The sequence below is a fragment of the Bacillus sp. JAS24-2 genome (assembly GCF_008274905.1).
Lineage (GTDB): Bacteria > Bacillota > Bacilli > Bacillales > Bacillaceae_G > Bacillus_A > Bacillus_A cereus.
On record NZ_CP031068.1, the window covers coordinates 2,865,138 to 2,885,692 of the forward strand.

Consider the following 20,555-nt stretch of genomic DNA (forward strand, 5'->3'; position numbering starts at 1 on the left):
TATAATTAGTTGACATAATATAATTATAGATAATAATTCATGTCACTATTTGTCAGTAAATTGATATCCTTTCTCGAATCGCTGATATCTCGAAAAAATCATTGATATATTTTAAGTTATGATAGATATATTTGAAAAATCGTTGATATATTATTAGCTTACTTTCCCTTAAACCCTCGATATAAAGCAGTCCGTAATTCTTGTTTGTATTCTTCAATTTCTGGCATTTCGAGTTCTTCTGCTAGTCTGATAGCTAATTCAATATCATACGGTACTCGTACAAGTTGAATAGAAAAGCTCGCTGCTTCTTTTTCATTGTAAGTCCCTTCAAATATTAAATAGGAAGCTTGCGTTATTTCAAGCGGGTTTCCTACGCTACCGGCATTACATAACGTTTTCCCTCTGAAATTTTGAACGAACGCTTGGTGAACGTCACCGTAACAAACGACATCTGGTTTTCTTTCCCCTTCTATATTTTCCGTCAGATCACTATTTTCGAACATACTAATACGTTCTTCTCTTGAAGCGTGTGGTTGAATTCTTTCATATAAACTTCTCGGTGAAGCGTGAAACATACGAATGAATTTCCCACTCATATAAAACTCGATTGAAAATGGTAAGTTTCTTAAATAGTCATTTTGTTCTTCCGATAATTGGTTTTGATGCCATTTCAATGCTTCAAATTCAGTCGGCTTTGTAATAAAATCATCCCAGTTTCCCATTACGACTACTTCACATTCTTTACGAATGATTTCAATTGCTTCACTGGAATGAGGTCCTTTTCCTACTAAATCTCCAAGGCAAATAATGCGCTCGATTCCTCTTAATTTAATATCATTCAACACGGATTCTAATGCTTGAATATTACCGTGAATATCTGAAATTACTGCTATTTTATCCATATAAATTACTCCTTTATTTATTAAATTCGCTTGATTGATACCATTTTGGAATATAAGATGAAAAATGATTATGATCTTCTAAAATTCCATTTAATCTTTCCTTCATATCATCTAATAAATATGGTGTGCTTCGGTTTGTCCATACGATATCAGCCGGGAATATCATTGCTGCATATAATGAGTACAGTTTCCAAAAATGTAGATCAGGTTCTCCTCCGCAATAACCGTGAACTTGTCCAATCGCAAATGGTTTGCTTATTCTTATAGTAAAAATCGCTACGTTATAAAAATCGTGTATTGGATCACCAAAATCATATCCACCAAAATCGATAACGATAAATTCCTTATTATGAATCATGCTATTTGCTGGATGGAAGTCATCATGTAAAAATCTTATTGGACGATTTCCCAATAAATCTTTATGATTTTCTACAAAGGTTAATACTGGCTTCAAATCCAGAAAATTCACCTCGTAATCTGTTAGTGCCTCTATGTATCTTTCGTATTTATTCCATCTAGATGTTTCCCATTTATTACTTGCACTTTCTCTTTCAATTGAGTGAATCCTCTTTAATACTTCCCCCGCTTTTCTTCCTGCCTTATACTGTTCTTCCACCGATAACTTCGTTAAACCTTCTTCACCATTTATACCTCGGGTCCATTCAAATACTTGAACACATTTATTTAATTTCTCAATTATTATGAAATGAATTAACTTGGGTGTTGGAATATGTAATGACTCTAATTGTTTCATATACGTATATTCTTCTTGTTTACGTTCAAAATGAACAGCATCACATACTTTTACAAAATAGGTTTCTTGATTCTTTAATTCAATTTTATACTTCTCTTCATGTGAAAAACCTTTTGAAATAGCTGTACACGTTGCAATACGAGGCCATTCTAGTATTCTCTCTATCTCTCTAAGCATTTCTTCCACAACGTTCACCTCTATTAATATATGTACAAACTACCTCGCACTTCATGCTCTCGTTTATTTCCACCTTTAAACTCTACTGCAAATGGATATTCACCATTCTTATTCAAATGTTCTAGCACTAGCCCTTCTCCAATCGGTTCACAAAACTGCACATGAATATCTCCAAATACTACACTTTGACACTCGGCATTCCATTTTTCATTTTTCACAACTGAGCTTGTAGATAGCTCCATTACTTCTTTCCATTTCCGTACTGTTTCTCGAACATTTTTTACTGCGTAATGAATCGTTTCAATTTGTTGCACTTTGTTTTTATGTTCAGTAATCGTCCCACTGTTACGTAAATCGTTTCTTCTTTCTTCGTCCGTTTCATTCCACTGTATAAAGAAAGGTAATTTCGGTCCGTTCTCTTCTTGCTTAACGAATAACATTTTCCATTCTAAAAGTCGGCCATCTTTTCTCATACGTTTCCCTTCAAATGGCCCTATCGTATGTAAGCCGTACTTATTAAAGTTAACTGCTAGCTCCTCAATTGCATCTGTTCGGATCGCGATTTGTAGCATTCCTTCTCCATTTTGTAGTTTCACCACTGTTTCTTGTACTAATGGATTTTCTGCTTCTTTCGCTTTTTCTTCATGTTGAACTGCTAAAAATTCTATATATGATAAATCAAAATAACTTAAACTATTCCAAGTACCCCAATTCGTATGCTCTCCGCCTAATACAGTATGAAATCCAAGTTCCTGCATTTGTTTTGCCGCTTCCTCCGGTGTACCATAAACTGTGTGAACGAGATGATCAAATCGTAACATGTCTTTCTCCCCTTTCTCTCCATCCTTTTATTGTATATTTTATTTTTCTTTCATTCAATTCAAAAACTTTAAAACCTAGTTGATTTATACGATTAATATGTATTATAATGAAACAAATTTAATTATTGCTGATTGGAAAAACCAAAGGCACTTTTCTCATACGGGAAAAGTGTCTTTTTCATTTATTATTACAGGGGGATTATTTATGCAGAAATTAATTGTCTTTGCTATTATTGGATTTTTCGCTCAATTGATCGATGGAGCACTCGGAATGGCGTATGGGGTAACGTCTACTTCACTATTATTAATGTTTGGTATTGCACCGGCTGTAGCTTCCGCATCGGTTCATTTAGCTGAAGTCGTTACAACTGCAGCTTCTGGCGCATCTCATATCAAATTTGGAAACGTTGATAAATATACAGTTTCCAGGCTTACATTACCTGGGGCAATCGGCGCATTTATTGGGGCATGTTTTTTAAGTAATTTGCCTGGAGATGTAATCAAACCGTACATTTCCGTATTTTTATTTACTTTAGGGGTTTATATTTTATTACGATTCATCATTCAAAAACAAATTGTCACTTCAAATAAGCGTATGTCTGCCAAACAACTTGTGCCGCTTGGTTTATTCGCTGGATTCGTTGATTCAACTGGTGGCGGTGGTTGGGGGCCGATTACGACACCCGTTCTTCTAGCAAGAGGAAATGAAGCTAGAAAAGTTATTGGATCTGTAGATACGAGTGAATTTCCTGTTTCACTCGCTGCAACAATTGGCTTCTTCATCTCACTTGGCTGGGAACAAGTAAGCTGGGTTTGGGTATTTGCCTTAATGCTCGGCGGTATTGTCGCAGCTCCAATTGCTGCATGGTTAGTCCGCATCGTTCCGCCCCATTTACTTGGCGTATTAGTTGGTGGTCTTATTATCTTCACAAATATTCGTACACTGCTTACTACATTTAAAGTGGATCCAACTATTATTTCACTTTCTTACGTTGCAGTTGGTCTTGTCGTTATTATTTCTATTTTCATTGCTGTTCGAAATCATTCCAATCGTCCTAACGCATCAACGGCTGAGTATCCAAATGATCAGAAGCAAATGCTACCATAACTATAAAAAAATACCGCTCAATTTAGAGCGGTATTTTTTATTTTTCTATTTTCCAATTAATCATCGTTTCTGTAGCATTTACTCTCTTCATATGTAACTTTTCTAAAACACGCATCGAACTATAGTTATCTAGGAGTGTCTCTGCAATTATTGTTTCTACCTCTCCTGTTTTGAAAGCCCAATCGATTAGTTCTTTTACAGCTTCTGTTGCATAGCCCTGATTCCAATATTTCTCAATAAATCCATAGCCAATTTCTACTGTTTGATCCTCGTTTGGTTTCCCTTTAAATCCAATATCACCTAAAACGCTATCATCTTCTTTCCGAAAAACATACCACGCCCCCCATGGTAATAAAGCCTCATCTTGTTTCACATTCTCTACATGCCCTACAATATGCGGACCGCTATTATATCCTTGCTCGTTAGCAACTTGAATCCTCTCTTCTGTACACGGCACTATATAGAGCCTTTCTGTTTCTAATTTCATTTTGATTTCCCCTTTTTGCTTAAACGTTACTCTAATTATAACAAATAATATGACTTTATCATGAATGTCGAATTATATTTTTCTGAATTTTCTTTTTATTTAGAGGGTTTTTCAATATTTTTTGCGAAACATTTGTATAACAATTTTTTCTTTGCTTATTGCTACATAATAGTAGGTTCGGGTGGAGTTTTGCAAGCGTTTCCTATACAATAACCGATATTTTTTGACTTTTCCTAACAAAATATCTTGCAATATATTCAGAAAGTCATTACAATTGCCATATATTAAAAATCTTAGCAATATATAAATCCTCATCAATCCGATGAGGTAGAGGTTGCGACTTTTAATAGTAAAACGGACGAGACACAGAGAATGTCACTGACTCCGTTTGAAAGGAAAAGTTGCCGAAGTTTATATTTCTTCTCTGGAAATATGAGCTGGGGCTGTCTCCGAAAGGAACAGAACTGTCACGTTTACAAAATTACCGTGTAAACGTGGGGTGCTATCTTAACGGAAGGGTATGATGGGGTGGTTATTTGTGAAACGTTCCGCCAAATTCCTTTGGCGGTTTTTTGTATTTTTCTCCCCCGCTCCTTCCTAACCTACAAGAAAAGGAGTGTTGAACATGAATAGCGCAACAAATCAATCTACCTCTAAAACGCAAACTACACAAGGACAAGGTGAATTAAAACGCGGATTAAAATCGCGTCACCTTACGATGATTTCTCTCGGTGGTACAATCGGTACCGGACTATTTCTTGCCAGCGGTGGTGTAATCCATTCAGCTGGTCCTGGCGGTGCACTAATCGCATACGCCGCAATTGGAATTATGGTATATTTCTTAATGACAAGCTTAGCTGAACTTGCAGCTTACATGCCTGTTACTGGATCTTTTAGTACGTATGCAACAAAATTTGTTGATCCATCACTTGGTTTTGCACTTGGATGGAACTATTGGTATAACTGGGCGATTACGATCGCTGCTGAACTTGCAGCCGTAACATTAATTATGAAATTTTGGTTCCCAGATACCCCTTCTCTTATTTGGAGCGGATTATGTTTAGCTATTATTTTCCTTTTAAACTATTTATCTGTTAAAGGGTTTGGTGAATCTGAATATTGGTTCGCACTTATTAAAGTAGTTACAATTATTATCTTTTTAATTGTCGGCTTTATGATGATTTTCGGAATTATGGGGGGCGAAACTGTTGGATTCAAAAACTTCACTGTTGCAGATGCACCATTTAACGGCGGTATCATGGCAATTATCGGTGTATTTATGGCAGCTGGTTTCTCCTTCCAAGGAACTGAATTATTAGGAGTAGCTGCTGGTGAAACATCTGATCCAGAACGTAATATCCCAAAAGCAATTCGTTCAATCTTTTGGCGTATTCTTTTATTCTATATCCTTGCGATTCTCGTTATCGGTTTATTAATTCCTTATACAACTGAAAGTCTTGCTGCAAGTGATGTAACAGTAAGTCCATTTACACTTATTTTCGAAAAAGCGGGCGTTGCCTTTGCTGCTTCTGTTATGAACGCTGTTATTTTAACTGCTGTACTATCTGCTGGTAACTCTGGTATGTATGCATCAACTCGTATGCTTTGGGATTTAGCTCGCCAAGGAAAAGCACCAAAGTTTCTTGGTAAATTAGATAGCCGCGGGGTACCTGTTAACGCATTAATCGTAACATCGATTGTCGGTAGTATCGCTTTCATTGCTTCTTTATTCGGTGACGGTGTTGTATACATTTGGTTATTAAATGCATCAGGAATGTCTGGCTTTATCGCTTGGGTCGGCATTGCAATTAGTCATTACCGTTTCCGTAAAGCATATATTGCACAAGGAAAAGATTTGAAAGACTTACCATATAGAGCAAAATGGTTCCCATTCGGTCCACTCTTCGCATTTACACTTTGTATCATCGTAATTTTAGGACAAAACTACGGGGCGTTTATGGGTGAGTCAATCGACTGGAACGGCGTACTCGTTTCTTACATCGGTTTACCACTCTTCTTAGTACTATGGTTAGGATATAAATTTACGAAAAAAACAAAAGTGATTCCACTTGATAAATGTGAACTAAAATAAAGTGAAACGAGCAAACAAATTTGTTTGCTCGTTTTTTGTTGCAAACCTCTTTGCTTCCCTATTGCTCCTGTTTTTGCCATAATAGAAGAAATATAATTAAAGGTTGGGATACAATGAACATTCGCATTACTGATGAAGCAAAAGCAGCTATACATAGATTAGAACGTGAGGACAAAAAGATCATTCGCATTAGAGGGACAATGACAAACTCTTGTAGTATTTTCGTTGATGTCAATTTAATTTGGGATACATATAACGCAGATGATGTTGTATATGAAGATGCAGATCTTATCGTACAAATGGATTCATTCACGAAAGGCTACACTGGTGATACGGTGAAACTTGATTATAAGACGACAGGTTTTAGTATTACGACTCCGAGTGAGACGTTAGTTTATGGATTGTCGATTAAAAAATAAAAATTGTTTTCATTTGACCACCGAGGTGAAAAAATGGGTAAATATGTTCCGTTAAAATTTTTATTTAACGAAGAATTAGCAGAAAAAATGGCTGATTCTATTTGTAAACACGATCCTACTTTCTCTAAAAGAAACTTTGTATCTTCCGTAACATGTAAAGTTGAAAATTTAGAGTTAAAGCAGCGTATTGAAGTAATAGCAGATGAATTACATAATGCATTACAAAAAGATTTTAATGAAGCAATACATATATTACTAAAAACATTAGGCCCAGAAAATACAACAGAAGTAGGCACATTTACAAACGGATATATGTACATGCCTCTTGCAAAATACGTTGAAAAATATGGACTTAACAACTTTGAAACCTCATTCAACGCCATGTATGAAATAACGAAAAGAAATACTGCTGAATATGCCATTCGGCCTTTTCTTGAAACATACCATGAAGACACACTAAATATATTACAACAGTGGATTTATGACGAAAACAGCCACATTAGAAGATTAGTTTCTGAAGGTACAAGACCAAGGCTTCCTTGGGCTAAAAAAATAGGAGCTCTAAAAGATGATTTTAAGTACAATTTACAGCTTCTTGAACCATTAATGAATGACCCTTCTAAATATGTTCAAAAATCTGTAGCCAATCATATTAACGATATTACGAAAGAAGATAAAGAACTCGTTTTTCAGTGGTTACAGCAATTACGTGATAAACAGCATCCTATTAATCCTTGGATTATAAAACATGGACTAAGAACAGTAATAAAAAGTGGTACTTTACCAAAAAATTTTTCTTTTTAAGTATTTTAAACAAAACCGCTTATGCTTCAAAAATGAAGCATAAGCGGTTTTCCTTTTGAATACAGAAATAACAAACATAAAAAGTACTTTAAATTTCTTCTTTATATCATTATTTTACTAACTCTTCTATGTTATTACTTTCCTTAATTTTTTCGGATGATAGCCAGAGTGAATAACTTGTTCCATCCTTGTTCCTTAAATATATGTTAAATTCCTTATTATATAGTTCTTCTTTAAGAATAGTGACTACCTTTCTCAAATCATCTATTACATATGGATCATTTCTATACTTTATCTCACTGTCATTGAAAACTAATGTCAATTCATACTCTAGACAATTGCCGTCTTTCGGGTGTGGACAAGTAATATCCTCAATTTCAAAACGATCATTTTGAATTTCATTTAACCTTACGCCTACTTTTGTTTCAGTTTGAACCAAATATGTCCAATAACCGCTTACTGTGTTTTTCATTGTTAAAAGCAGTTCTTCTTTCGTTATAGCTTTTTGCACATTTTGAAAAGGCAAGCCTATAGATTCACCATTATAATCCTCAATTTCAAGTGTTGTTATCTTTCTATTACTCTTCTGAATGAATTGGATTAGAGCATATAAACGATCTAATTCTTTTGATTCAAATTGACTGTAATCAATCTTGTCACTCGTTTTTAAAGTTAATAATAACTTATCCGTTGGTTTCTCCTCTATATCATCATCCACTATATATTGAAAAACATTTTTATTTTCAGGTTCCACGTAACCTAATTTTTTAATTTCTTCTAGCATTGGTTTAAATTTCTTATATTCCTCATATGTTTTTTTTCCGTATTGATATTCATCACCTTTTATTCTTGAATATAAGAAGCCATCTACCTCTACTCTAAATTGAATATTTTTGTTATTTTTTGCTTGAACAGTATGATATGTATGCCCCATATTCCCTTCGTTTATAGCACCCCAATGTGTTACAATCACATCAATTCCGTGCTTTTTTTTCACATATTTTTTCACCTGATCGTCATCTTTATAATTACACCCACTTAAACATAAGAAACATAACAATAGTAACATTACATTTTTCATTCTTTTCATATAGCACCTTGCCCTCTTTTCGCATAAACAAAATATTCCATATATATAGAATACTAAATCGCTGAATGTTTTCAAAGAATTAAAATATTTTTACACTCGATTTATATATCTATTTCTTTTATTAATGGCTCTAATAAGTTTTAATATTGATAATCGAATATAATAAAAAGAAACCTAAATTTAAGGTTTCCCATTTTTACCAACAATTTAAATTTTAATAGATATTTTTTAGCCAAGTAATAATTCGTAGTACCTGAAACGACTCAAACCAAGTAATGAAAAACAGGACAACAAAGAAAGAGATAAGTGATATGAATTTTAATCTTCCATCTTCACGTCTAGCAATCGCTATAATACTCAGAACCAATCCAATTAAAAAAGAAATATACCCTAATAGGATAATAGGCTCAGAATAGCTATCTATTATCCTATTTAATCCAAATAATAACATTCCAAAAGTCATCAAGGTTATTGAAAATACACTAAATTTTTTCATAATTCAACCTCCAATATAATTTTACTATTTTATGGAGAGAATAATTTTTTTATGCGTATGAATGAACAATTACACTATAAAAGTAGATAACTCAATTTATTTTTTCATTAAACAACTGCCTTCTTTTATACCCTCAAAGGATTTTCACTCAATTAACCCGAATATATAAATAACAATTCTCACAAGGAGTAACTTTATATGAATCTATTCGAACACGAAACATAAAACCGTTCCACTTTAATAAGAGGTCCTCCCTTTTTCTTTTCTCATCATATCATCCATTAAAAAAATAGGAGGACATAATTATGAAACGTGATCCATTATTTTTAACTTTATTAGAAAGTGCAAATACACATTTTAGCGGCTGGGATTTTTCTTTCATTTCAGAAACAGGTCGAATGAAGAGCGAGCCTTTATCGTGGTCATACGGCAGTACTGCTTTTCAGCTTATGCAACGTGCAGAATCAATGCTCGATATGGGTACTGGCGGCGGAGAGTTTTTATCTATGTTACAACCGTTCCCGTCAACTATATTCGCTACTGAGGGCTACGCTCCAAATGTGCCAATTGCTCGAAAGAAATTAGAGCCTTTAGGGGTTGCCGTTGTAGAAGTGACCGATGATACTGCTTTGCCATTTCAAGATGGTCAATTTAATTTAATTATAAATCAACATGAATCGTATGCTGCTTCTGAGGTAAACAGAATTCTTTCTCCAAGTGGCGTTTTTCTTACACAACAAGTTGGCGGTCTTGATTGCGCGGAACTTAATGAGCAGTTTGGCTCACCACTAAATAGCGAATTTGCAAGTTGGTCTCTCGAAACCGCATGCAGTGAGTTAAAGCAAAATGGATTTACTATCTTAGATGCAAAAGAGGAATTCCCTTTCCAACGCTTTTATGACATTGGCGCTATCGTCTATTATTTAAAAGCGATTCCGTGGCAAATTCCTGATTTTACTGTTGAAAGGTATTGTGAGGAATTATATCGTATACATGAAATCATCTTACAAAAAGGTTATTTTGATGTGAAGCAACATCGTTTTATGATTAAGGCGATTTGTAGCTAACAAAAAGAGGTGGCAAAGCCACCTCCTTTTTGCTCCGTTTACATATGTTCTCTACTCTTTCATAATAAGAAAAGTTATATCATGCATATTACAATTATGACCGATGAATTGTATTTCTGAAACATATAATCACCTCGCATATATGATGAGAGCAAAAACGTGATTTTTCACTTTCCTCTTCTATTGAGAAATGAGTTGTTTTTCATATCGCTTGTTCGCATCATCTTCTGTCAAACATGCAGTTGTGTAATGAATAATATTCCGGTTATCATACGTAAACATATGTTCTAACTTATTTTCTTCTGTTAATACTGTCGGTAAGTATTTTGGTAAATTGCTAACTACTCCTCTATTATCACCATCTAATATCCAATCAATTTCTTTCCATTCTAATAGACCTTCAGCCGTACGTAATGGTGTATTCATTTGCATTCCATCTGGCAAATCAGCAACGAACACATACATTCCTTCACTAGCCTGGGGCTCATCTTTACCCTTAAAACCAACAGTCCCTTTATACGTTACACTTGAAAGTTCTATGCCCGTTTCCTCAAATGTTTCTCTAATTATTCCTTCGTATGGCGTTTCATTATCTTCTATTTTTCCTCCAACACCATTCCACATCCCCATATTCGGCTTTTTATTTCTATTTAATAGCAGTATTTTATCGCTTTTTCTAATAAAGCAAATTGTGTATTTGTACATACGATCATTTCCTTTCATTTTCCACATGAGTTATTTGGCTTATTTTCAAGTATCGACGAGTCTAAACATAAATTTTTCATATCATTTAATCCAAAAGGTTTTTTAAAGAAAATAAAGTGAAACTTTAATAAGTGGGGTTTTGCTCCTTTCCCACTTATTCTATTATTTTCATTTTTGAAAAAGGATAATATACAAATTCCACCTTGCCAATTATGTTATCTTCTTCAATATATCCTAAGCCATTTCGACTATCTCTACTTACTTCGCGGTTATCTCCCATTACAAATAACTTATTTGGCGGAATTTTTGTCTTTTGAAAGTTATAAAACACTTGTGTGTTGTTAAATAAATCTTTGTTTGTATATGGTTCTTCTTGCTTTTTATCGTTCACATATACCTTTCCGTTCGTTATGTTAATTACATCACCAGGAAGCCCTATTACACGTTTCACATAATATTTCGATTCATCCGCTTCCTTTATAATGACAATTTCTCCGTGTTGTAAATTAGAAAGACGTACTACTGCTTTATTTACAAATACGTAGTCTTCTTCATATAAAGTCGGCTGCATCGATTCCCCTTCCACCTTACATAAAGTAAAAGAATGGTAGCCTATGACTATCACCAATATAAATAGTATGTACTTTCCCCAGCCTCTCTTAATCTCCTTTTTCATATCCATTCCCACCTTATAAAGCGCTTTTTAACTCAAAAAATATATCACTGCACAATATGTTTCCATGCAGTGATACTATTTTTACTGTGCCTTGTTCGGTTGTTCTACTGGAATTGAATTTGTATTTGATCTATTTGTTTTTAATTCAAAATACGCATCCAAAATCTCTTTACCAATCGCAGAATTAATTCCTGATTTATCATCATTCACCCATGGTACAACAACTGAAAAAGCTACTTCCGGATCAGCATCATATGGTGCATAACCGGCAAGAGTTAAATTATAACATTTTTTCCGGTTGTTGTTCTCATCTCTTCCAATATCACTTTCTCCACCATATACTGTCTCAGCTGTTCCTGTTTTTCCCGCTGGTTTATATGGTAGACCTTTAAACGTTCCGGTACCTGTTCCGTCAGCTTCTTGAAAAACTCTTCTAAATCCTTCTTTTACATGATTAATGTACGAAGTGTCCATATCCACTCTATTTAATACAACTGGTTCAATCGACCGAACGACTTTTCCTACATCCTCTGGTCTATTCGGTTGCTCTCTAACTTCTTGTACAATTTGTGGCTTCATTCGGTAACCGCCATTTGCAATGGTTGAAATATATTGTGCAAGCTGAAGCGGCGTATATGTATCATACTGTCCAATCGCGTAATCAAGTAAAAATCCGGGTATGTTATCAGTTCTACCTACTTGACCAATTGATTCATTTGGCAGGTCAATACCAGTCGACACACCTAGGCCAAATTGTCTAAAATAGTAGCGCATTTTATTAAATGTTTCTTGTTTAATATCTAATGGATTGTTTGGGACATAATTAATGCCTGCCATTTTTAAAGCCGTATTAAACATATAAACGTTCGATGACACTTGCAAAGCTCTTAAATCATCAATATCCCCAAATTCTTTCCACGATTTCTTCGGCTTAGAACTTCCTTTAAAATACATTGGTGCATCAAAGAAATGTGTATACGGCTTAATCGCTTCTGTTTGATATCCAGTTAATAAAGTAGCACCTTTTACAGTTGACCCTAACTCATAAGAACTTGTCATCGTTCCTAATGCATAATCTTCTATTTGCATACCGCCATCTTTATTTACAATTTTCTTTCCTGCCATTGATAAAATTTGACCGTTTTTCGGATTCATCATTACTACGAACGCACGATCCATCATCGGCTCTGCAGCATGAAAGGCTCGTAAATTCTTTTCAAGGCTTCCCTCTACTCTTTTCTGTAAATCCATATCGACTGTTAACATCAAGTTATTTCCACTTTTTCCTTCAGTCACTTTTTCTGTTCGAACAATCTTCCCTGCTTTATCCATAATATTTTTAGACTGTTCTTTCGTTCCATGTAGTGCATCTTCGTATTGTTTTTCAATGTAACTTTTACCAATACGGTCGTTTCGATTATAATCACGAACTAAATAATAATCTAATTGTTCTCTTGGCAACCCTTCATTTTCATTAGAAACGCTACCTAGTATAGAGCGCAGTATTTTATCATTTGGGTATTCACGTTCCCAATCTACTGTCGTATCTACCCCCGGTAAACTTGCCAACCTTTCACTAACGACAGCATATTCATTTTGACTTACATCTTTTTTAACGATTTGCGGCGTCATTTTATATCCCGCATTCATTTTGCTTTTAATGGCTAGTACTTCTAGGTCTTCTTTTGAAAGTTCACTTAATTCTTCTTGTGTAATTCTTTCCCTACGTAACTCTTCAACTTTTTTATCTAATTCTTTCCCTTCTATCTCCTGCTTTCTAAATTTACTCTCATCTTCTTTCGTTACTTTCGCTGCTGCCCGCTTTTCATTTAACTGCATCCAAAAATCCTTTTTATCTGTTTCTGTTAACTTGTCTATGTCCTCTTGCGACATTTCAATTAGCTTAGCTAAATCTCTTGCTACTTGTAAAACTTCTTTCGAGTCTACTCCTCTCATTTTCGTATATGTAACGGTTCGCAATGGTTTATTATTTACAATAACGTGACCTTGCCGATCAAACATTTTCCCTCTAGGAACGGGAGTGCTTACCGTTACATCTTCCTTTTTATTTACTTCATTTCTATACGTTTCTCCATCAATGATTTGTACTTTACCTAATTGAATTATAATAGCTGAAAATAAAAGAAAGACAATAAAAAATAGTACATTTAACCGAAATGGAATATGAGTCTTTTTCTTTTTCGATAGTTTTTTCTGCTCCTTTTTCTGTCTCATTTCGCTCCCTCGCTTCATTCTATTAACATTTCTACGCAAAGTCATTATGTATCAAATTTATTTATATGATATATATAGAATTTTATATTAATTATAAAAGAAATAAAAGATTTAATTTTCAGTTTTTTATTTTTATATCCTATTTATTACCATTCCCTTAATGCACAATAAAATGAATATTATTCTAAAAGAAAAATGGAGCAAATTTATTTTTATAAATTATAGAGATGTTGTTACTACATTATCAAAATGTTTTCATATGGCTTAAAACAGCGATTACTCAAATAAAAAACTGAGGTAGATACCTCAGTTTTTTCGTTAACTTATTTCATTGAAGATAACCCTTCAACAAACTCACCAATCTTATTTTGAAAAACAAAGTCAAAGTTATATTCCTGTCCTGTTAACTCTTCATTTACTAAAATAGTTGTTGCCCCTACTTCTCTCTTTGCGATTTCCGGGAATGAAGCGACAGGTTGTACTTTTAATGACGTTCCCATAACGAGAAGTACATCTGTTTCATATAAACGTTTCATCGCATTTTGATATTGAGGCAGTGTATCTCCGTATAAAACAACGTCTGGATTTAAAATGAAATTACACTTCTGACAGCGCGGTACTTCATGATCAATCATATACTGTAAATCATAGCCTGATTTACATTTTGGACAATGTGCTGTTTGAAGTGTTCCATGTAAATCAATAACATGCTTACTGCCACCTAATTGATGTAAACCGTCAATATTTTGCGTTAAAATCGTAATATCTTTCCCTTGTTCTTCTAGCTCAGCTAAAAAACGATGTCCACGATTTGGTTTATATTGATGGAACGTATTAATTTGAAAGATTTCTTTATAATGCTTCCAAAATTCTTTCGGACTTCGGTTATAGTACCCTCTTGATAAGTACATCTCCACATTCGCATCAGCATACAATCCATTTGCTGAACGAAAATCTGGGATACCACTTTCCGTACTTGCACCAGCGCCTGTTAATACTGTAATTTTCTTCGCTTTTTCTAAAATTGAACGTACCTCTTCAAATTGTTGCACAAAAATCACCTCTATGTATTTTCCTATTCTTATTATACCAGTTGTTTACAGGCGGTGTTGTACAATTCATTTTACTTAATGCGTTGCGCCGCCAACCTCTACAATATCTACTTCAACTGTCATCGTTACTTCGATTGCCAATTCTATCCCCTTACGAATAGTAGAAAGTGACATACTCGGTTGCCCTGGATAGTTACTCGCTTGTTCTGGTAAAAACGGAATATGAATGAATCCGCCTTTTATTTTCTTATCATGTTTCTCTAGTTCATGCATAAGTCCATAGAATAAGTGATTACAAACGAATGTGCCTGCCGTCTGTGAAACAGATGACGGTATGCCCTCTTCGCGAAGTTTTTTTACGATTGCTTTCATCGGAAGTGTAGACCAATACGCAATCGCTCCTTCTTCTACAACCGGTACATCTACTGGCTGATTCCCTTCATTATCAGCAATTCTTGCATCATCAATATTAATTGCGACACGTTCTATCGTAATATCTGGTCTGCCCCCAGCTTGTCCGATACATATAATAATTTCCGGCGCTAGTTCTTCTATATACTCTTTTAATACGCTTATTGATTTATGAAATACAGTTGGTATTTGTTTGCTTATTATCTTGTATTCTCCAATTGTTTTTTCATGCAAACCTTTTGCTACTTCCCAAGCTGGATTGATATTTTCTCCGCCAAACGGATCAAACCCTGTTAATAATACTATTTTCATAGTTTTATCCTCCTAATTAAAAACGATATACAAGGCCGTACATAATAAACATATTTATGATAAAAATTGAAAGAGCAATTGGTACTTGTGCTTTAATAACTGCATTTTTATCCTTTAGTTCTAAAAGCATTGCTGGTACAATATTAAAATTTGCTGCCATTGGCGTAAGCAGTGTTCCGCAATATCCAGCAAACATACCAAGCGCTGCCATAATCGCTGGGTTTCCGCCGTGCATTTGAACTATTAAAGGTAAGCCAATTCCGCCAGTAATAACAGCAAACGCTGCGAATGCATTTCCCATTACGACTGTAAATAGCATCATTCCTAAACAGTACGCCATAACAGCAACGAACGGATACTCTGTCGGTAACACTTGTCCGACTAAGTCTGAAACAACTTGTCCAACGCCAGACTTCGCGAATATACCGCCAAGTGCTGCTAACATTTGTGGTAAAATTACAGCCCAGCCAACAGCTTGTAATAGTCTGCTTCCTTCTTGTACAGGCGTTGTTATTTTTGATTTTGTAATACGCATCGCCGCGACGAATGCGAGTAATGCACCAAGCGCTAATGCAACTAATGTTACTTTATCTGGATCAACAAGAGAGACATTTCCCCATCTAATTTTCCCTAACGTTAACGTACCGATAATTGTAAAAATAGGAATTAATAGTGCAGGCATAAAAATTTTATTTTTTAATTTCTCAGCATGTTTCACACGTTCTTGTACTGGAACTTCTTTTTCCTCTGATTTTGTCACTTTATTTAGCGAGGCTAAAACGACCATAGCGAGCACGATACAGCCCACGTAAAACGAAGGAATTACATTTCCAAATAAAAATGTAACTGCAAACAATGCCCAAAATAAACTAGAACCGAATCTGTTTGGATGTTCACGATCGAATGCGATACGAACAGCGATAAAAGCAACAATTATCCCTAATACATAATAGATTGTATCCATTGTGATGATGTTCATATTAGATTGCCTCCTTCTCTTCTTTTCCTTCTGCCTTCATTGTTTTCTCTATATATTTATCAAACCTTCTAAATCTAATCCAGCTTACAATAAGTGCAGATATTGCTGTCGGAATGCCCCAAAGTGCCATATCCCATACACCGACATGCATACCTACTGAATCGAAGAATCCTTTCATTAATAAAATAGCACCAGTTGCGATGAAAATATCTTCTCCGAAAAACCAAGCTGTATTTTCCGCAGCAGCTGCGTTTGCTTTAATCTTTTCTCTTAATTTTTCAGGAAGTTTACCGTATTTACCTTGCGCAGCCCCTTCTGCCATCGGTGCAACGAGCGGCCTTACTGTTTGCGCATGCCCACCAATATTAAGCCCTAGTGCTGCTGATGATTCTCTTATCGTAAAATATGACATTAATACTCTTCCAGTTGTTGCTCCTTTTGATTTCGTTATAAGTGCTTCGGCTCTTTCTTTTAAACCGTAACGCTCTAAAATTCCGATTACCGGTAAAGTTAATATAATTGGCATAGACATATATCTATTTTCTATGAAAAATTTACCGAACATGCTGATCACATCATAAAAACTTAATCCTGAAACCATACCAGTAACAATACCTGCAACCATAACTACTAAAAGTGTATTTAATCTAAATAAAAAGCCCACTGCCACTAATAATATCCCGATTAATTTCACCAATTCCAACACTTCCCCTCATTTTTTATTTCGGTGCACATATAGAAATACCATTATGTTCGAATATTCTGTATATTCTTTCTGCAAATTGCACTGCTTTTTCCCCATCACCGTGTAAACAAATCGTTTGCGCCTGAACTGCTACTTTCTCTCCATTGATCGAATTTACATGGCCTTCTTTCACCATTTGAAGTACTTGCTTTATCGCTTCGTCGTCATCTTTTATAAGCGCATTTTCTTCTGTACGGCTCGTTAATGTACCATCTTGCTTATATGTACGATCCGCAAAAGCCTCTTGTACGAGAGTTACATTGTATTTTTCTGCAGCCTGTATAAACGCCTCGCTATTTGCTAATCCGTAAAGTAATAGACTTGGATTTATATGATAAATTGCCTTTGCGATTGCATCTGCAATTTCCGGATTAGACGCCGCCATATTATATAAGGCACCGTGCGGCTTTACGTGCTGCATCTTCCCGCCTGCCGCTTTTACAAATGCTTCTAATGCGCCTGTTTGATATAAAACATAATCGTATACTTCACTTGCTGAAACATTCATGTTTCTTCTACCAAATCCAATTAAATCAGGAAATCCAGGATGCGCCCCTATTGCTACGTTATGCTCCAAAGCTTTTTCAACAGTTTGACGCATAATAGACGGATCACCCGCATGAAAACCGCAAGCAACGTTTATAGAGGAAACGAACGGAAGAATTTCATCATCATTCCCCATTTTATAAGCTCCAAAACTTTCTCCTAAATCACAGTTTAAATCGATTGTAGTCACAATGTATTCCTCCTAATTCCAGCTTCGTAAAGCGATGAATTTCTTTAATAGATTCATATTTACTTCCTGTTCTATGTACAATTGTTGCGCTTCTTCAAGCGTAATTTTCTCAAAAGAAACATAGTCCCCCGGCTTTAGCTGGGCAAGAAGAGGTAAATCTACTGAAATGATATTTCCCATTCTCGGATAGCCACCTGTCGTTTGCCTATCTGCCATTAATATAATCGGCTGTCCGCCATTAGGAACTTGAATGGTTCCAAATGTAACAGGACTCGATAAAATCTCTTTTTCTTCAATCCTATTTAAAACTTCTCCCTCAACCCTATAGCCCATACGGTCAGCATAATTAGATACCTTATACTCTTTCGTAAAAAATACCTTTCTACTTTCTTCTGTAAATTGATCGTATTCAAAGTCAGCTATGACACGAAGCTTAGGATGTTTCTTATACTTTGGTAGTACGCTGTTGCTAATTACCCATTTCGTTTTTATTCGCTCATCTTTTTGTAAGTCTTGAATGAAACGATTCGCCATTTCTGAGTACGTACCAATTTGAAAACAATCTCCTTTTTTCAGCATTCTTCCTTCTATACCACCAATCGCAGCACGTATGTACGTACTTTTGCTTCTCATTGTACGCTCAATATGTATACCACCCGCAAAAGTCACATACGCTCTACAACCACTTTTCACTTTTCCAAAACAAAGCATACTACCTTCTTCCGCTAAAATGGGACGCCATAATGGGATACGTTCTCCATTTAACAACGGTTCCATGTCTGCTCCGCCAATCGCAAGTAAAGTCGTTTTCTTTATTAACAATTTAGGTCCCATAATCGTCATTTCGAGTCCCGCTTCATTCTCTTCATTACCAACTAACATATTGATCATCCGAAGTGCACTTTGATCCATCGCCCCGCCAACTGGCACACCGTATTGTTGATAATGAGATCGCCCTAAATCTTGGACTGTTGTAAACATTCCCGCATGCAAAACTTCTACATCCATTCTTTAACCCCCTCAAGTGATACGTACTCTTCCTTCGTTATTGGAATAAATCGTAAATACATACCACTTTGAATATATGTTGGTATTTCTTCTTCCGGATTAAATAATGAAATAGGAGTTCGGCCGATAATATTCCATCCTCCCGGTGTTTCAAGCGGATATATACCTGTTTGATTTCCCCCAATACCTACTGAACCAGGAGAGATTTGTAACCGTGGTGTTTCTTTTCTAGGTGTTTCTAATTCTTTTGAAAGTCCTCCTAAATACGGGAACCCTGGTGTAAAACCTAGCATATATACAAAATATGTAGTTTCACTATGTATTCGAATCACATCTTCTACTTGTAAACCGTGATAATGCGCGACCTCTTCTAAATCAGGTCCATATTCTCCCCCGTAGCACACTGGTATAGAAATATGTTTCACATCCTGTTTTACTTCTTCTTTATAAAAATCACACAGCTCCTTTATATACTGGCGAACGTAATCATGTGACCTTTCACTTCTCTCATTTCCCTTCCATACTTCGTATACATTGTAGTAAACAGCTAATGAAGTAAACGACGGAACGCACTCTATCATTCCTGCAAACGGATGTTGCTGCAGTGCTTGAAATAACCGCTGTACTTTCTCATATATACCCATCTTAATTTCTTCACCAAATGTAACAATAATTGCTTGATCCCCTAACGCAGAAAATTTCATCCTACTCCCTCTTTCTATGCCAAAAAGCCGAGTTCTTTCGAAATGCGATGCGCTGTTTCTTTCACCTTCGCAATAAAATATGAAATGTTACTTTCGCTGTACTCAATTGCTAATCCTGAAATACTAATGCCTGCTACAACCGTTCCATCGCTCGCGAAAATGGGCGCTGCTATTGCGGCTGTATGATTTTCTAACTCAGAATAACTAATTGTGTAGCCTTCCTTTTTTGCCATTTGCAACACTTCTAGCAATTGTTCCTTATCCACAATTGTTCCATCTGCAAACTGTTTTAAATCCACTTCCTCTATGTATCCCCGTTTCTCTTCCTCAGAAAAATACGATAGTAAAATTCTTGGACATGCACCAGCATAAAGCGGTGCTCTTCTTCCAACCGCCGTATACACGCGTACTGGCTGAACACCTTCCATCTTTTCAACATAAATTGCGTCATTACCATCTTGAATTATTAAATTAACTGCCTGTCCTAAACTATCCCTAAGTTCTTTCATATAAGGAATTGCTATATTTCTTACTGATAATCGGTGTGAAACAAGTTGACCGAACCGTAAAAATACGACCCCTAAACGATATTTCCCCTTTTCGTTTTTTTGTAAAAACTCCATCTCTTCTAACGAGCCAATTAAACGATAAACAGATGTTTTCGGCATATTTGTAAGCTGAACCATCTCAGTTAAACTTAGCTCTTCATGCTCATAAAACAACTCTAAAATATCCATTGTCTTAACTGCCGTTTTATTTATACTCATTCTATCTC

The 20,555-nt window shown here is 35.4% G+C and carries 22 protein-coding genes, 1 pseudogene and 1 riboswitch; of the genes and pseudogenes, 6 read left to right on the plus strand and 17 right to left on the minus strand.

Annotation, left to right across the window (positions count from 1 at the left end):
• Positions 1-158: 158 nt before the first annotated feature.
• The 3 genes from DN407_RS14905 to DN407_RS14915 are packed head-to-tail and all read right to left on the minus strand — an operon-like array spanning position 159 to position 2,654.
• Complete coding sequence (locus DN407_RS14905) at positions 159-902, minus strand: metallophosphoesterase family protein (protein ID WP_149216430.1); 744 nt, start codon at positions 900-902, stop codon at positions 159-161.
• A 13-nt stretch (positions 903-915) separates the two neighbouring features.
• Positions 916-1,842 (minus strand): aminoglycoside phosphotransferase family protein, encoded by a 927-nt coding sequence (locus DN407_RS14910; protein WP_061139132.1) that lies wholly within the window; start codon positions 1,840-1,842, stop codon positions 916-918.
• Positions 1,843-1,856: 14 nt separating this feature from the next.
• Positions 1,857-2,654 carry a VOC family protein gene (locus DN407_RS14915; protein ID WP_149216431.1) on the minus strand — a complete coding sequence of 266 codons (798 nt, stop codon included), beginning with the start codon at positions 2,652-2,654 and terminating at the stop codon, positions 1,857-1,859.
• A 205-nt stretch (positions 2,655-2,859) separates the two neighbouring features.
• Between DN407_RS14915 and DN407_RS14920 the strand changes: the two genes are divergently transcribed.
• Complete coding sequence (locus DN407_RS14920; protein WP_001170728.1) at positions 2,860-3,762, plus strand: sulfite exporter TauE/SafE family protein; 903 nt, start codon at positions 2,860-2,862, stop codon at positions 3,760-3,762.
• A 37-nt stretch (positions 3,763-3,799) separates the two neighbouring features.
• Here the strand turns inward: DN407_RS14920 and DN407_RS14925 are convergent, their stop codons facing one another.
• Positions 3,800-4,249 (minus strand): GNAT family N-acetyltransferase, encoded by a 450-nt coding sequence (locus DN407_RS14925; protein ID WP_000764599.1) that lies wholly within the window; start codon positions 4,247-4,249, stop codon positions 3,800-3,802.
• Positions 4,250-4,569: 320 nt separating this feature from the next.
• Positions 4,570-4,762: riboswitch (Lysine riboswitch) on the plus strand.
• 112 nt (positions 4,763-4,874) lie between these two features.
• Here DN407_RS14925 and DN407_RS14930 point away from each other — a divergent pair.
• The 3 genes from DN407_RS14930 to DN407_RS14945 all read left to right on the plus strand — a co-directional run bounded on the left by DN407_RS14930 (position 4,875) and on the right by DN407_RS14945 (position 7,564).
• Positions 4,875-6,341 (plus strand): amino acid permease, encoded by a 1,467-nt coding sequence (locus DN407_RS14930; protein ID WP_001083384.1) that lies wholly within the window; start codon positions 4,875-4,877, stop codon positions 6,339-6,341.
• Between the two features lie 113 nt (positions 6,342-6,454).
• Complete coding sequence (locus tag DN407_RS14940; protein WP_149216432.1) at positions 6,455-6,760, plus strand: iron-sulfur cluster biosynthesis family protein; 306 nt, start codon at positions 6,455-6,457, stop codon at positions 6,758-6,760.
• Between the two features lie 33 nt (positions 6,761-6,793).
• A complete protein-coding gene (locus DN407_RS14945) occupies positions 6,794-7,564 on the plus strand; it encodes a DNA alkylation repair protein (protein WP_149216433.1) in 771 nt (256 codons plus the stop codon).
• A 109-nt stretch (positions 7,565-7,673) separates the two neighbouring features.
• Here DN407_RS14945 and DN407_RS14950 read toward each other — a convergent pair whose 3' ends face one another.
• Together DN407_RS14950 and DN407_RS14955 are read right to left on the minus strand one after the other, a co-directional pair.
• On the minus strand, positions 7,674-8,654 hold the full coding sequence (locus tag DN407_RS14950; protein ID WP_000827147.1) for a hypothetical protein: 981 nt from the start codon (positions 8,652-8,654) through the stop codon (positions 7,674-7,676).
• 214 nt (positions 8,655-8,868) lie between these two features.
• Entirely contained in the window at positions 8,869-9,150 is a 282-nt protein-coding gene (locus DN407_RS14955; RefSeq protein ID WP_000714728.1) for a hypothetical protein, read from the minus strand.
• A 305-nt stretch (positions 9,151-9,455) separates the two neighbouring features.
• Here DN407_RS14955 and DN407_RS14960 point away from each other — a divergent pair, with 305 nt between their 5' ends.
• Positions 9,456-10,217, plus strand: a complete 762-nt coding sequence (locus DN407_RS14960) for a class I SAM-dependent methyltransferase (RefSeq protein ID WP_000817569.1) — start codon at positions 9,456-9,458, stop codon at positions 10,215-10,217.
• A gap of 180 nt (positions 10,218-10,397) precedes the next feature.
• Here the strand turns inward: DN407_RS14960 and DN407_RS14965 are convergent, their stop codons facing one another.
• Positions 10,398-10,922: an NUDIX hydrolase gene (locus tag DN407_RS14965; protein ID WP_000280182.1), complete on the minus strand. Its 525-nt coding sequence runs from the start codon at positions 10,920-10,922 to the stop codon at positions 10,398-10,400.
• A gap of 51 nt (positions 10,923-10,973) precedes the next feature.
• Between DN407_RS14965 and DN407_RS14970 the strand changes: the two are divergent.
• Positions 10,974-11,042, plus strand: a pseudogene (locus DN407_RS14970) (cephalosporin hydroxylase); the annotation flags it as partial.
• Between the two features lie 34 nt (positions 11,043-11,076).
• Here DN407_RS14970 and lepB read toward each other — a convergent pair.
• The 10 genes from lepB to DN407_RS15020 form a co-directional block, all read right to left on the minus strand.
• The gene (gene lepB, locus DN407_RS14975; RefSeq protein ID WP_001986493.1) at positions 11,077-11,598 is read right to left on the minus strand and encodes a signal peptidase I; all 522 of its coding nucleotides are present in this window, start codon (positions 11,596-11,598) and stop codon (positions 11,077-11,079) included.
• Between the two features lie 81 nt (positions 11,599-11,679).
• Positions 11,680-13,833 carry a peptidoglycan D,D-transpeptidase FtsI family protein gene (locus tag DN407_RS14980; protein WP_001249181.1) on the minus strand — a complete coding sequence of 718 codons (2,154 nt, stop codon included), beginning with the start codon at positions 13,831-13,833 and terminating at the stop codon, positions 11,680-11,682.
• 323 nt (positions 13,834-14,156) lie between these two features.
• The gene (locus DN407_RS14985; protein ID WP_065224602.1) at positions 14,157-14,885 is read right to left on the minus strand and encodes an NAD-dependent protein deacylase; all 729 of its coding nucleotides are present in this window, start codon (positions 14,883-14,885) and stop codon (positions 14,157-14,159) included.
• A 75-nt stretch (positions 14,886-14,960) separates the two neighbouring features.
• Positions 14,961-15,608 (minus strand): pyroglutamyl-peptidase I, encoded by a 648-nt coding sequence (gene pcp / locus DN407_RS14990; RefSeq protein ID WP_149216434.1) that lies wholly within the window; start codon positions 15,606-15,608, stop codon positions 14,961-14,963.
• Between the two features lie 16 nt (positions 15,609-15,624).
• Positions 15,625-16,587 (minus strand): DUF979 domain-containing protein, encoded by a 963-nt coding sequence (locus DN407_RS14995; protein WP_097813996.1) that lies wholly within the window; start codon positions 16,585-16,587, stop codon positions 15,625-15,627.
• A gap of 1 nt (position 16,588) precedes the next feature.
• The gene (locus DN407_RS15000) at positions 16,589-17,284 is read right to left on the minus strand and encodes a DUF969 domain-containing protein (protein WP_000239809.1); all 696 of its coding nucleotides are present in this window, start codon (positions 17,282-17,284) and stop codon (positions 16,589-16,591) included.
• Positions 17,285-17,306: 22 nt separating this feature from the next.
• Positions 17,307-18,068: a 5-oxoprolinase subunit PxpA gene (pxpA, locus tag DN407_RS15005; protein ID WP_149216435.1), complete on the minus strand. Its 762-nt coding sequence runs from the start codon at positions 18,066-18,068 to the stop codon at positions 17,307-17,309.
• Between the two features lie 12 nt (positions 18,069-18,080).
• A complete protein-coding gene (locus tag DN407_RS15010; RefSeq protein WP_149216436.1) occupies positions 18,081-19,076 on the minus strand; it encodes a 5-oxoprolinase subunit C family protein in 996 nt (331 codons plus the stop codon).
• Complete coding sequence (gene pxpB / locus DN407_RS15015) at positions 19,067-19,780, minus strand: 5-oxoprolinase subunit PxpB (RefSeq protein WP_149216437.1); 714 nt, start codon at positions 19,778-19,780, stop codon at positions 19,067-19,069. Before pxpB ends, DN407_RS15010 begins: the two co-directional genes overlap by 10 nt.
• A gap of 14 nt (positions 19,781-19,794) precedes the next feature.
• Entirely contained in the window at positions 19,795-20,547 is a 753-nt protein-coding gene (locus DN407_RS15020) for an IclR family transcriptional regulator (protein ID WP_149216438.1), read from the minus strand.
• Positions 20,548-20,555 lie beyond the last annotated feature (8 nt).